This window comes from Clostridium sp. Marseille-P299 (assembly GCF_900078195.1).
In the GTDB taxonomy this organism is placed as follows: Bacteria; Bacillota; Clostridia; order Lachnospirales; family Lachnospiraceae; genus Lachnoclostridium.
The window spans coordinates 1935719-1950704 of the sequence record NZ_FJVE01000007.1 but is presented as its reverse complement, the minus strand read 5'-3'; the positions used below and the strand labels follow the sequence as shown (position 1 = coordinate 1950704).

Below are 14986 nucleotides of genomic sequence, written 5' to 3'. Positions count from 1 at the left end.
CAAACAAAAACAATAATGGAGTTGAATGTAATTGAATTGTTTGATAGATGGATAAATCCGAGAAGTAAGAAATGAAATTAATCAAATCATTAACAGATAAATGCTTCATCGTCTCTGATATAATATCAGAATCAAAGCCTCGTCGTACCGTACGTACGATATTAAAAAATGAGGAAGATAAAATAGCATTAATGTCTAGGCGAAGTACAATATATATATGTTCCCTGGTGGCGGCATAGAAGATGGAGAAGGTCTTGAGGAGGCATTAAGAAGAGAAATACTAGAGGAAACAGGGTGTTCTTGTAGGATTATCAAAGAATTGGGTTACATATATGAAAACAGGGGAGCCCTTGATTATACACAGGAATCTTTTTATTATGTCACAGAAAAAATAGGTGAGCAGGCAGAGGTAATGTTGACGGAAGATGAAGAAGAGAATATGACAAGCTACAACTGGTATAGTATTGAAGAAGCTCACGAACGCTTACTTAATTCGTTACATGAAACATTACAACAAAAATTCCTGCAAGCAAGGGATTTAGCAGTCCTTGATGAATATGGAAAACTTGTAGTTTAAATCTAAAAGGGTATAGGTGTGGAGCTATGTAATACAAACTTCTAGCGTAATGGATGAATATGATGAAGTTACTGAATATCTAAAACTTCTTTAAATAGGGGTATTGTTAAAACCGTACTTCTAATAATCTTACAGAATTACTCCAGTATTCCTCAAATTTATAAAAAAATCATTTAATGTAGTATTAGCAGACAGAGGCATCCATTTTCAAACTCCTAAAGATAGAATTACTCATTTATGCTGCTTTAAATTTTTAATGTTTTTAGGAGATAAGGTTTTGTATATGATTTTATAATAGTTGTAAAGAATTTCATATGATGATACAATTTGTTTAGAAAATTTATACCAAATAATAGAAGAATTATTGTGTATTAGCGGAGGAAGAGAATGTCAGATTTTTCATTTATTAATGAATTATCATGTGATGGTATACAGATGCAAAAATGCCTACAAGAATTCTATGAATGTGCGATAACTGCAGAAAAATATTATAACAGTAAACCAGAACTTGCAGTTGCAAGTATAAGAGAGGGTGCTGAATTGGCATGTAGTATATATGCATTGAACAAGAATATGATAATTAACATAGAGGGTTTACATAATTGTTTACACAACGATACAAGATTTGTCCAGAGCATGGATAATACTATTTTGTATAAATTACGGTATATTGAAGCAAACGCTGTCTATCAGACAGCTATAAAAGGAGAGATAAAAAAATTATTGGAGACCTTTTTCGATATTGCTAAGGATCTATATATAACATTGGGAGGTACCAATTCTTCAGAAAAAGCACTTCAGATTCCACAAGCAACAAAGATAAACAATACTGAGGGATTGAACACGTCAGTTCCGTTTAGTCAGATTGTTGCAGATGCATTCAAGCTTACAAATAACCAACTTCAGAAAAGAAAGACTGGTGATGAAGAATATATCAAAATTAGTACTTCGTCATGGAATGGTATGCAGAAAATCATTGAAGGAATGAAACAGGATCTCAATACAGTAAAAGAACAGCTACAGTGCAAAGATACATTTTTAAAAACGATTGATCAGGTCACAAATAATTACAAACAGAAAATAGAGTATGGACAGAAGGATATTAATAAAAATCTAGCTGAGATGATGGAAAGTTTTAAAAAACTAGAAATGGGTAGTCATGAAAAAAACATGAAGTTGGAGGATATCTATTCGAAGATTCTTCTTACAAATGAACGATTGGATCGTATTGATCAAAAGCAGTCGAACCAGCAAAAATTTATATACCAATATACCTATAGTATAGACAAAACATTAAATCGCTTTGTTGAGATTAATGAGAAAAACATGGAAAGGTTGAATGAAAGCACTAGACATGTATTGGAGAAAGTCAAGGCAGCAGGACAAGAATCTATGAAAATCGCACAAGATTTTTCAAAGCAAGTAAAAGAAATATCTGCGAAGATCCAGTATTCACAGAATAAAGAGCCAAGCACATTGCATTCTAGACAGGGAAGTAAGAAACAAAATAAAATCATTACAGGAATGGTGTCTAGGTTAAGAATGATTTCATTGGGGAGAAAAAATTACTATTACCGGCTTATATTTGTTTCTCTGATGATTAGTTACCCTCTATGGGGAGGTTTGTCTTATCTGCTACTAAATCGTAACCTAGGTAGTGGATATTCCATTCTATGGAAGGCTGCAGGTCTGACATGGTACTTCATTAGCTGGATTTCGATGTATATCGCTAAAGTAGGAATTGTATTTGCTATTATTCGGTCTTTAGCGACTCTAATAGTGAATCTGGTAGAGCATAAGAAGCTTTCAAAAAATTGTATGGTATCTATTATCAGAACAATGATGTATGTAATCATTGCATACCTATTAGGAAGATATCTGTTTACTGAGTTTTACATGTATGCAAGAGTTAATATTGGGTGGAAGAATATACTTATGAGTTCGGATATACAAGAGATGAAATATTATATCAGAGCAGTCTTTGACCATTGGAGGAGAGTATATTAATGGAACAAAAGATTAAGAAAGAAAGATTGGAACAGGAATTAATTGAGAGCCTTAGAAAGAGTTGGTATAGGCTGGGGTATTATGCAGAGATTATCATTACGAAAAAGGTAGATGCAAGTCTCAATAATAATGAAATTGAGTTCTACCATGAACTAATGACCACCTTGGATAACTCAGAGTTTTGGCGTCAGATTCATTCTTTATCGATGGAGAATGAGATTGAAGATTCTATCGGATTTGAAAAAGTATTACGAAATATCATAATTGAGTTTACAAATCGACAGACCACTCAGTTATATATAGACAAAATTGAATTTTCCTTTGTACACAGAGGTGGGAATGACGTCAAGAATGAAATGCTCAAAGGATTTGAACATATCAATGAGAGAATTGATAAAATAGAAGAAGGGGTTATAGACAATCATCAAAAAATTGTAAAGGTGCAATCGCAGATTCAGAAATTGGATGAGAAATTTGCAAAAGAGTTTTCGAAGTTGAAAGCGATTGATCATAAAGTTGCGGAGCTTTCGAAAAATCTGAATGAAAAGACGGATCAGCTAATTGACAAATTGACTACTGAAAATTCAGTTACTTTGATAAATATTGAGGAGTTATTTCTAGAAAAGACAAAAAAACTAAAAGAGATAATACCGAATAACAATATGATTTATATACCTGACAATATGTGGTATACGCTTGCATTGCTAAAAACAGAAGAAATTAGAGACATTATTGGCAATGTCTTTCAAGAGTTAGAGAATAAAATGAAAGCAGTAGATCTAGAAAATAAGGTAGCGTTTGAGAACAAAATCAAACAGGTAGAGCAAAAGAAAATGATTGAGTACATTGATACAGATATCGGGGCTTTTGTATTTTTAAAGAGAACTGTGAATGAAAAATATAGACTGATTAGCATTGAACTAAATGAAGAATATCAAAAGAAGGCACCTATGTGTAAAGTACTAGCAGGGCAAAGTAAAGTGAATCAAATTTATTACAAAGAGAGCATTAGCAATCAGTTTCGCTATATGATCCGAAGTGCTAAAAAAGAATTGTACATAATGAGTCCATGGGCAAATGAGTATGTATTTAATTTCTACAAAGAGGAATTTTTAAATGCCATGAATCGTGGAGTGAAGATATCAATTGCGTATGGATATGAATACGATGGAAGTAAAAGCCGTTCTGGTGGTAAAATAGATTCTGAAAATCGGACTGAAGAAACAATCGAAGAATATAAAAAACTTGCAGTAAGTGTTGCAACTAACAGGAATAGTAATACAATCAATCAGTATCTACAGCTCAAGAAGGGGGATTCACATATTAAAGGGGTTATTGCTGACGAGAATCTCATGATGATCGGTAGTTGCAATCTATTATCTTATGTGCCGGGGACACAAGATAATAGTACCTTCAAAAATCACGGGTATGATCATGGAGAAATCATGATGACAACAATTGATAAAGAGGCAATCCGTGAAGTAATTCGATGCTGTTTCTAATACAAGTTAAAGTATAGATGGCAAACCATTCATTTGTATCAATTTTGCCCAATCCGCCATATTTTATCGTTGAACTTTGTTGATTAGTTTGAATGACAGACAGAGAGAAAAAGTTAAGGTAAATATAATATATTCTAGTGAATAAGAAACCATTTCAGAGGATTAAGAATTAGAGATTCCAAAATGAAGGAAGTTAATAAGACTTTTGAAATAAAAATAAGAATGTCCCCAAAAGATTAACATTACTCGAATGTTTTCAAATCTTGAAGGGACATTTTATTTATGTAGAAATTTAATATTTTAACCTAAGCCTTTACTCTTTGAGGTTTTTTCACAGATTTCCATGCATGCATTGCTAGAGATAGAGCAATAACACCGTAACAAATGAATACACGGAAATACTCACCAATTAATGAACTACCAAATAAATTACTAGCAGATAAAGGTGCAACTACAAATAATGTATGGAATAAAATAACACCCAGTAGCGCTTGTTTGTTATTTGCGGCTTGCACACTGGCACCGCCCACAAGTAAAGCTGCAATCGCATATTGCCCTACCATAGAATGGGCTCCATAGGTGGAAAAAGTTCCAAGGTTTTGTAGATAGATTAATTGTCCCCAACTTGCTAAAACCGTGGATATACACATCGCTATAATACGAGTCTTATTTACATTAATTCCAGCTGAATTAGCAACCGTCCTACTTTGACCGACGGTACGCATATTTTGACCGAGTTTGGTACTTAATAACCAACGATTAAAACCACAAATAAATAGGATCGCCCCATAGGTACAAACAGGGAGTGATATGCTAAGGGTAATACTATATATGGTTGGTACATAAGTGAGAGCGTAAACTAAAATGGCTACAATCATCATTGCGATGAATCGATTAATTTTAGAGTTACCATGCTTTAAAATGATTTTTATTGTGAAAATTTCAACTAATGCATAAACAATTACAACAATGCATGCTATGGTTATTGCATCTAACAATATTAGACGGTCGGTACCTAGAAAATCACTGATTATTGGGATAAAAGTAATTCCAAATATAAAAGGTATACAAATAATTTTACCAAGGAGTAATTTAACATCTGAAGTAATTCCTTTTTTTCTTCGAAGGAGAACATTCCCAATGCATATCAAAAAATAAAGAGTTAGAAGAATTCTAAGGAGCAACAGCATGCTTACATTATCCAAGGAATACTTTAGAATGCCATTTAAATCAATTGTATTCTTAACACCTACGCCACCAGCAATCATTAGTGAGGTGTTATAAATTGGAATTACTCCTCCAAGTACAAACAAGAATAAAAACTGATATATTCCATCTGCAAAGTAAGCAAGTACCATACCAGTAATCATTTCAGCTCCCTTGGTTTTATTGTAAAGTAAGCCCACCAGTAAACCAAAGAATATGGCAATCGGTGTACTTATTACAAAACAGAGCAGTAGTCCACCAATTCCAGAAAAGCCCCAGTACACTACAAAGAAAATTGCAATTTGTGCTGCCATTGCACCAACTACAATACCAAAATTTAGTCCTAGACCGGCTAATACGGGAATGATTAAAGCAAGAACTAGGAAGGTATTACGTCCAAATCTAGTAAAAACTTCAGTGACAGTATAGTTTAAAGGTTTTCCTGTTGTTAATATTCCAAAAACACAAAGAATGAGGAACATGAGAACTACTTTATTGGAATATAAGTTTTTGAATACAGATTGTATTTGCTTTTTAGAATATGATAAAAAACTATTCTTCATTAGCTGCACCTCCTTTGGCTTTTGTAAGTGCATAAAGAATAATACCGTTTGATATAATCATTCGGATGATATCCGAAAGGTCAGTTCCAGTTAATGCTTTATTTGCAACTGGAAGAGCAATAACTAGGATACCTTGAAATAAAAATGTACCAATAATAACATGAGTAATCTTTGCTCTTGTAGTACTAGCTCCGCCAATTAATATAGCAGCAACACAGGAAAATCCCATCATTAAAGGTGCGTTATACATTTGCAAAAATCCAAAAGCCTGAGCATAGGTAATAATTCCAACGGCACCAAGTGCAGTAGAGAGTGCAGTACCGATCATCCTACTTTTATTCACATTGATACCACTGGCTTTTGCAAAGATAGGATTTACACCAGCCGCGCTCATTGCAATTCCTGTTTTACTTTTCATAAAAAGGAAGATTAAGAAACATAGTAAAAAGAAAAATAATAGTAAGCCTGTTGGTACCACGATACCTTTTTCTTTATTACCAATGGTAAAAGAAGCGGTTCGATTCATAATTTCGCTAAAACTATGCTCTAAACTAATGGTATTTCGCGCGCCTTCTCCTCCAATCGGCCATTTAATATCTCCATTTTGAAATGGAAGAGTGACCCATAATATGTTCATAAAGGCTATAATAGAAAATCCAACATAGGTGGATACCGTCATTTCAGAACCTTTTACACGATTGAGTAAGATTCCATAACCAATACCAACTACCCAAGCAATACCTGCAGACAAAACCATGGCAAAAAGAAGAGAAACCCAAGCGCCCAAGGTTTTATTTGTACTAAATATAGAGAGATTTGCAATGTTAAGTTCAAGTGCCACTAAAGATCCAAATAATCCGCAAACAATGCCAAGACTTACACCGAAGTTTGGGCCGATACCACATTGAATGGCTGGTACCATTGCTAACACAAGTATTCCATACATTCCCCACCTGCGAAGCACATTACTTAGTAAGGAGAATATATCCATCTGATAAAATCCAGCCGCAAATAATACAACGATGAAAAAGGTAAAAATTATTAATCTTGGTAGGCCGATTGACTGATACATATTATGGAATCGTTTACTCATAGGAAGTCACCTCCTGTAAGATACCTGACATTGCAAGACCGAACGCAGCGTCAGTATCATCTGGTTTCATTACACGAACTACCTTTCCTTCAGAAACAATAGCAATTCTGTCACAAAGACTGCGAAGTTCGTTTAGCTCCGAACTCACTATTAGTATAGTTAGGCCTTGTTCTCGATTTAATTTAACCAGAAGATCAATCACTAATTTTTTAGCACCAATGTCGATACCTCTCGTTGGTTCTGACACAATAAGCAGTTTTGGTGATAGGGTTAGTGCCCGAGCAATACAAACTTTTTGCTGGTTACCGCCAGATAATCTACCAACGGCTTGATTAGAGCCAGTGCATCGGATATCCAGAGTCTGAATCATTTGATTTGTATGTTTTTTTGCTTCTTTACCGTTATATAACTTAGCGAATCCTAAATTATGTAGAAACTTACCCTGAACCTGTAAAGCAGTAAAGGTAATGTTTTCTTCTATGGAATTATTCAACAATAGACCAACACCGCGACGATCTTCAGATAGAAAAGCGATTCCTTTTTTTAATGCATCTCCAAGGACCTTGGTTTTAATTTCATCGCCATCAAAGCGAATCAAGCCTTCGGATTCATACAATCCCATAATCCCGTTTGGAATACCAAGCTTCCCTTGACCTGCAAGGCCACCAATACCAAGAATTTCACCACGCCTTACGGATAAATCGATATGTCTAACTTTTTCACCAGGCATATTCACTGAATAGTTTTTTAGTTCTAATAGGATATCTTCGTCGTTTAAAATCCGTGTATCAACTGAATCCTCTAAGAGCTTCTCAACCTTCCTTCCGATCATCATTTCTGCAATTTTTGTAGCGTTAGTTTCCTTTGTTAAGACTCTGTTTATGAAGGAACCATCTCTTAATATGGTCATGCTATCGGTAACTTGCATTACTTCATCAATGCGATGAGTGATAAAAATGATTGCTATTCCTCTTGAAGAAAGTAGCTGCATTGTTTCAATTAGACGATCTGCTTCGCTTTCTGTTAAAACTGCAGTAGGTTCATCGAATATAAGAAGTTTAATACCAGTTTTATCAATTTCTCTAGCAATTTCAATAAATTGCATATAACCAACTGGAAGTCCTTTTACCTTTACATATTCTTCAATCGATAGTCCTATCGAGTCCAAAGCTTTTCTCGCATCTTTTGCCATAGCATTTTGATTTAGTTTTTCAAGGGATTTGCTCAAAATTCGACTTATAAATGTTGGAGTTGTAATTTCACGACCTATTTTAATATTTTCTGTAATAGTGAATCCTGGTAGTAGCATAAATTCTTGATGTACCATACCAATACCAAGTTCCATAGCTTTTTGTGGATTCTCAATTGTAACTGAGTTACCATCAATTACTATTGTTCCGTCAAAACCTCCAGTATTATGTATTACTGGCATACCGAATAAAATATTCATTAAGGTAGATTTGCCAGCCCCATTTTCCCCCATAAGTGCATGTATTTCACCAGGAGCTATGCTTATGTTAATATTTTTAAGTACTTGGTTTCCATAGTATTCTTTCGAAATATTATCCATTTTAAGAGCATATTTCGTTTCCATACAATACCTCCTTCAATACGAAACAACGGTTCCCAGCGATGTTTCAATTTTTGTGGGAACCGATGTCAATGCTATATGTACTTAATATTTAAAAATCATAAAAAGGACAAAGGAGAAGATAGAAATTTTCTAAGGTACCCTTTGTTTCATCTTTATAGTTAGAAACGATAACTTCCTGTCCACCAGCTACTTCATTAAAAATTTTGAATAGTACATCCTCGTCTACGGTACCATTGGTACGACCTTCACAAAATAAAATAGCATACTTTACACCAGACTCTACCATTAACATATTAACTGGCACACTCCAAGTGGACATTCTACCAGCATTATCATACTCTGAAACTTTAGAAGTAATGGAGTCTAACATGTATTTTACATCCCCTTCATGACCAGTAACATCGATACCCATTGCTGCTGGATATCCATGATAAGGGGATGGACAGCACTGCTGAGGGAAAATGGCTTTTTGCTCAGCGATTGTACGAATTAGCGGTTCTTGCATAGAGCAGTTCGTACTAAAGAATGCGGTATCTTTACCATATTGTTTTACATATTCAGGGATATTCTCAATAATCCACTGTTGCGCGCCAGAAACACCAGCATCACCTGTTGGGTCTGGAGCAGTAGCTTCAACATACTCAATTCCTAATTTATCACAAGTAGACTCAAATAATTCGCGACGAGCAGCGATTGTAGCATAGGAAAGGTGACGGGCAAAGGAAACATGAACGAAGGTTTTTGCTCCTTGTTTTGCAGCCTGATCAATGACAGTTGTACCCATTGAAATTTCATCTACTAAAAGAGCAATATCTGCTTTACTAGCTATAGTAGCAGGGTCTTCTGCAACAACACCAGCAATGAATAACATATCAGGACGTGTTTCTCGAACTTTATCAATTGCTGCTGCCGCACCAGGAACTGCTTGCACAAACACGATTGCTTTAACTTTTTCATCACTTGCAAGACCTACTACTTGCGCAATCGTTGCTTCTGTTTCCGTTGAAAAATTATCTGGGTAGGTTGCAGTTACAATTTTATCTGCACCATATGTAGCAATCATATTCTGTGCTGCCTGATATTCCTCTTCCCCTTGTGAAACGGTACCCGTGATTATACCAATCTTGTAATTGGAATCTTCGGGGGTACTGGTTGTTGCCTTGTTGCTTCTGCATCCAACTGTCATAATAACAATAAGAGTTGTTAGCAATAAACCAATTTTTCTTTTCATAAACACCCTCCTTATTTGGAATAAGCAGCTGCTATGGAAATGAAACGTTATGCTGGTATCAAATGTTGCTCCACTTGTGCAACTGAATAGTTTTATATTACCAAATATTTACATATGATACAAGTGTAAATTTTGTTAATTTAATGCGTAACGGTTTAGTGTAATAAAGCTGGAATGGAAGTATTGATTCGTTGATTCTGCGTGATATTTCTTGAAATGAGATTTATGGTTTGAAATCTTTGATTATGAATTGTGCAATATGCACAGTTCGGCTATTGAGGAACTGCTTGAAGCCTTTGTTGATTATCAAGAAACTTATGGTGGATTAGGAAGTTGTATATAGATTTATCGGATAAACATTAGAGTTGTAGAGTCATTCCGTATTATTGCAAGTAAGGAGTATAAAGCAGTTTGTAAGTAAAGATGATTTGTTTATTTTTTAGGTGATGTTATTTTTAGTACATCTTTAGAGTTAGAGTTAAAAACGAAAGATACCGTAGGCCGTATGAATGGAGAAAAAATTTTGATTCTTGGAAATCATGATTTTCACAATAGCAAAAAGATTGCATGAATATGGAAAGGGAAAAAGCTTTCTCACAATATTATTAGTAACTTCTATTTTTCACCTTTCCCAGTTCCCAATATAACACCGATATGGTAAAATAAGGTTATCAAAAGAGGCACTTATATAAAGTTTCACCTTTCTCACCCGTGAATCTGTAAAAGAGCACTACACAAGAATTCCTAAACTTTATTCAAAAACACCATCTATACAAAAACCAAGGAGGAGCACATATGGGGTTATACCGAATTATGCTAGTAGACGATGAAGAGGAAGTCCGTAGGAGCATGATAAAGACAATGAAATGGGAAGAAGCAGGATTTATCGTAGTTGGAGATGCTGAAAATGGAAAAGATGCGTTAGAAAAAATAGAAATCTATGAACCAGATGTAATCCTTACAGATATTAAAATGCCATATATGGATGGTTTGGAGCTCGCAAGACAGGTAAAAGAGAATTATCCCTCCACTCGCATAGTAGTCTTTTCAGGTTTTGATGATTTTGAATATGCAAAACAAGCAATACAGTGCAATGTAACAGAATATATATTAAAGCCGCTCAATGGGGAAGAGCTGACAACCATTCTTATGCGAATACGTGATATTTTGAACAAGGAGATGGAAGAAAAAAGAAGCATAGAAACCTTAAGAGAGAGCTATAAAAAGAATTTACCCTTGTTAAAGGAGCATTTTTTTCTAGACTTGGTTCATGGTAAACTGGACGCAGACACAATAGTATTAAAATTACAGGAATATAAATTACAGAATTTAATAGGAAACAGCCTGGTAGTTGCGTGCACAGAGATATCCTTAGGACAGGAAAAAATAAATATATCAAATCAATATAAAAAAGAAGTTTACCATACGCTATCGGTAGAACGTTGCTTCGAGGAAAAATTAAGTGGTATCTATGAATATGCCTTGTTTCACTCTGGGAGTAGGATACATATGATACTTGCATTAAAAGAGTCTCAGAGTCTCTCTCACCTTATAGTATTGCTAAATCATGTTTGCAAGGAATGTAAGAGAATTCATGATCTTGATGTGACCATAGGATTAGGAGAAGCTTATCCACACTTAGAACAAGTAAAGAAGTCCTATAAGGAAGCAAAGGCTGCCCTAGGATATCAAAAGATTATGGGAAAAGGTATTACCATTTATATAAAAGATATGGAGCCTTTGAATCATCGAAAACCAATGGAATTCCTAGAGGGAAATGAATTAATTGCGGCAATAAAATTTGGTAGTAAAGAGAATATACTTGGGTGCATTCAACAAACTTTTGATAAAATGCAGGAATTAAAGCTTCATACCATAGAGTATCAACTATACATTTTAAGTTTTGTACATATGATTGTTAAACTATTAAATGACACAGGAATTGATACCTTAACCATATTTGATAATACTGTTGATTTAAACGAATTGATTGCTTCACTACAAGACAGCAATGACTTAAAAAATTGGTTACTACAGACTTGTAATAAAATCTCTGATCATATTGGTACAGACCGTGAAAATGCAACCCAGAACGTGATAAATTCTGCAAAGTTATTAATCGAAAAGCTTTATTCGGATCCTTTACTTTCAGTTGAAGTGTTATGTCAGCACTTACATATCACACCTACTTACTTTTCTACAATCTTTAAAAAGGAAACTGGGCAAAGCTATGTAAGTTATTTAACTAGATTAAGAATGGAGAAGGCAAAAGAATTCATAGAATTATCCGATGACAAAACCTATGTAATTGCAAGAAAAGTTGGATATGAGGACCCCAATTATTTTAGCTATGTGTTTAAAAAACAATTCGGGGTATCTCCTAGTAGATACCGTGGGAAAAGGGAGAATGCATGAATACTTTAACTACGATAGGAAAAAGGATTGAAGTCCTGGCTAAGCGCTTTTGGAAAATGATAAAACGGTCCCTTGAGAATCGAAGTATACGGTATACGATATTTCTCTCATTTACTATAAGTGCCGCAGTAGCTATCCTTTCTATTACAGTTTCTTTATATACTAGGTTTTCCAACCAAGTAAAACTGGTGATACAGGAAGAAAATCAAAACTTGATTGAGCAAGTGAATAAAACCTTAGACTCTAACTTAAGAAACTTAATGAAGATATCAGATTCCCTGTACTATCAGGTAATAAAATATAAAGATTTGTCCACAGAATCCATTAATGAAAAACTTTTACTCATCTATGATACAAACAAGGATTACATACAAAATATTGCCTTATTCTTAGCAGACGGGGAGCTGATTGAAACTGCTCCAGCAGCGATGTTAAAGGATGGAGTTTCTGTGGTAAATAACACTTGGTTTCAATATGCATTAAATAAAACGGAAAACATACATTTTACTACACCTTATGTTCAAAATCTGTTCGTAGATAGTGACTACCAATACCAATGGGTGATTTCTATCAGCCGAGCTGCCGAGATAACCATGGAAAAAACCATTCAGCAAGGGGTGCTGTTAATCGATATCAGATATGATGCAATTGCACATTTATTTGAAAACATATCTCTTGGAAGCGATGGTTATACCTATCTTATGGACAGTGAAGGAGTCATCATTTATCATCCGAAACAGCAATTGATACATGCCAAAGTTTTGCAGGAAAACAATTTGTTAGCAGCTACTTATAAGGATGGGAATCATGAGGAAACTTTTATGGGAGAGGAACGGGTTGTTACAGTAAAATCCGTTGGATATACCGGCTGGAAGATTGTTGGAGTAACTCCCCAAAAAGGCTTAACCTTAAACAATATTAAAAATAGAATTTTTATCATTTTTATCTTACTAATCTTTGTATGCATACTTACTATGATCAATTCACTTATCACATCTAAAATAACTAACCCAATTAATGAACTTGAAAAATCAGTAAATCAATTAGAAATGGGAGCCCTTAACATACCGATCTATGAGGGAGGGACCTATGAAATACAGCACCTTGGAAAATCCATTAAGAAAATGGCAGACCAGATTCAAAATCTAATGAATGATATGGTAGAGGAGCATGAATCCAAACGTAAGAATGAGCTAAATACCTTACAAGCTCAGATTAATCCTCACTTTTTATATAATACCTTAGACATTATTGTGTGGATGATTGAGGATAAGCGCCAGGAAGAAGCAGTTAAAGTAGTAACCGCTTTGGCAAGATTTTTCCGTATCAGTTTAAGCAAAGGAAAAACTATCATTACAGTAGCGGATGAATTAGAGCATGTTCGTAACTATTTGATGATTCAGAACATGAGATACAAAAATAGATTTGAATATAAAATCATTGCGGGTCCAGAAGTCATGGGGTTAGCAACCATTAAACTGGTGCTACAGCCATTAGTAGAGAATGCAATCTACCACGGCATGGAATTTATGGATGGAGACGGTGAGATAATAATTAAAGCGTATTTAGAAGAAGAGGAGCTTTATTTATCTGTCTCAGACAATGGGCTAGGAATGACAGAAGAGATGATAGAACGTTTACTAAAAGGTGATGTGAGTTCCAAGCGTGGTACAGGCATTGGGGTAAAGAATGTGAATGAACGCATTCGTGTATATTTTGGTTTGGAATATGGATTACGTATCCATTCAGAGCCGGACGAAGGCACCACCATTATCATTCATTTACCTAAAATAGCTTATGATGAATATATGGGGATGGATGCGTAGATGGAAAAATTTCAAAAATATGGTTTTATTTTTATGTTAGCACTAATTTTTATCTTGTACTTGGTATCCTCAACGGAGCTTATTTTTTCAGATGATGCAGATCACGAGATCTATAATGTATCAGTTATTATTGATGATACCACTGATAGCACCTGGCAGAATTATAAAAAGGGTATGGAGCAGGCTGCAATGGATTACAATGTGGATGTGAGTTTTATCACCTTATATAGTGAGCAAAATGCTAGCGAACAGCTGGATTTTATAAAACGTGAAGCACAAGCGGATGCAGAAGCTATCGTTTTGGCAGCAGTTGATAGTATGGAGATTTCTAGTGGACTTAAGACCTTTAACACACTTCCTAATCTAGTAATTATTGGAACCGAGCTAGAGTCTGAGAAAGTGAATGTTTCAATTTTATCAAACGGTAGAGACTTAGGTGAAAAACTAGGAAATCTGATTGTAGAGGATCTGAAGAAAGAAGAAACTAGAGTACCTATTTACATATTTCCAGGCAATATAAAGCAAACAAGTACAAACGAGAGGTTACAAGGTTTAATTCAAATGTTGGAATCAAACGAATGCGAATTTTACATAAAGGATATAAATTCAGAAGAGATAAAGGCGGCAATGATAGAGGCTAGTAATAAGACCCCAAAGTGTGTATTTATTGGTTTAGATTCTAACCTTTTGTTAGAGATGGCTGAATATAAACTTAACACAAAAGATGAGAAATATCCAAAAGTTTATGGAGTAGGATATACCAACTTCATATTAAGCTCCCTAGAAAAAGAGCAATTATCAGGGATAATTGTTGAAAATGATTATTTGAAAGGTTATTTAAGTATTGAAGCGGCAGTTTCTTTAATCAACCATAAACAAGTAGAACCTGAAGTGATTTTAGATACCTTTGTTATTACTTCGGATACCGTTCATGATCAGGAATATGAAGTATTGCTTTATCCAATCTCGTAA

Annotated in this window: 10 protein-coding genes; 6 read left to right on the top strand and 4 right to left on the bottom strand. The window is 34.6% G+C overall.

Going from position 1 to position 14986, the window contains the following annotated elements:
* Positions 1-217 precede the first annotated feature (217 nt).
* The 3 genes from BN4220_RS16375 to BN4220_RS16365 all read left to right on the top strand — a co-directional run bounded on the left by BN4220_RS16375 (position 218) and on the right by BN4220_RS16365 (position 4086).
* A complete protein-coding gene (locus tag BN4220_RS16375) occupies positions 218-577 on the top strand; it encodes an NUDIX hydrolase (protein WP_066718913.1) in 360 nt (119 codons plus the stop codon).
* 387 nt (positions 578-964) lie between these two features.
* On the top strand, positions 965-2584 hold the full coding sequence (locus BN4220_RS16370; protein WP_066718910.1) for a hypothetical protein: 1620 nt from the start codon (positions 965-967) through the stop codon (positions 2582-2584).
* Entirely contained in the window at positions 2584-4086 is a 1503-nt protein-coding gene (locus BN4220_RS16365) for a hypothetical protein (protein ID WP_066718908.1), read from the top strand. The genes BN4220_RS16370 and BN4220_RS16365 overlap by 1 nt, the downstream gene beginning before the upstream one ends.
* Positions 4087-4391: 305 nt before the next feature.
* Here BN4220_RS16365 and BN4220_RS16360 read toward each other — a convergent pair whose 3' ends face one another.
* The 4 genes from BN4220_RS16360 to BN4220_RS16345 form a co-directional block, all read right to left on the bottom strand.
* A complete protein-coding gene (locus BN4220_RS16360) occupies positions 4392-5855 on the bottom strand; it encodes an ABC transporter permease subunit (RefSeq protein WP_066718905.1) in 1464 nt (487 codons plus the stop codon).
* Positions 5845-6948, bottom strand: a complete 1104-nt coding sequence (locus tag BN4220_RS16355) for an ABC transporter permease subunit (protein ID WP_066718901.1) — start codon at positions 6946-6948, stop codon at positions 5845-5847. Before BN4220_RS16355 ends, BN4220_RS16360 begins: the two co-directional genes overlap by 11 nt.
* Complete coding sequence (locus BN4220_RS16350; RefSeq protein WP_066718894.1) at positions 6941-8542, bottom strand: sugar ABC transporter ATP-binding protein; 1602 nt, start codon at positions 8540-8542, stop codon at positions 6941-6943. Before BN4220_RS16350 ends, BN4220_RS16355 begins: the two co-directional genes overlap by 8 nt.
* A gap of 88 nt (positions 8543-8630) precedes the next feature.
* Positions 8631-9773 (bottom strand): DUF3798 domain-containing protein, encoded by a 1143-nt coding sequence (locus tag BN4220_RS16345; RefSeq protein ID WP_066718891.1) that lies wholly within the window; start codon positions 9771-9773, stop codon positions 8631-8633.
* Positions 9774-10568: 795 nt separating this feature from the next.
* On the opposite strand from BN4220_RS16345, the gene BN4220_RS16340 reads away from it, so the two are divergent.
* The 3 genes from BN4220_RS16340 to BN4220_RS16330 are packed head-to-tail and all read left to right on the top strand — an operon-like array spanning position 10569 to position 14986.
* Entirely contained in the window at positions 10569-12188 is a 1620-nt protein-coding gene (locus BN4220_RS16340) for a response regulator (protein ID WP_066718890.1), read from the top strand.
* Complete coding sequence (locus BN4220_RS16335) at positions 12185-14014, top strand: sensor histidine kinase (protein ID WP_347477119.1); 1830 nt, start codon at positions 12185-12187, stop codon at positions 14012-14014. The genes BN4220_RS16340 and BN4220_RS16335 overlap by 4 nt, the downstream gene beginning before the upstream one ends.
* Positions 14015-14986 carry a sugar ABC transporter substrate-binding protein gene (locus BN4220_RS16330; RefSeq protein WP_066718887.1) on the top strand — a complete coding sequence of 324 codons (972 nt, stop codon included), beginning with the start codon at positions 14015-14017 and terminating at the stop codon, positions 14984-14986. It abuts the gene before it with no gap.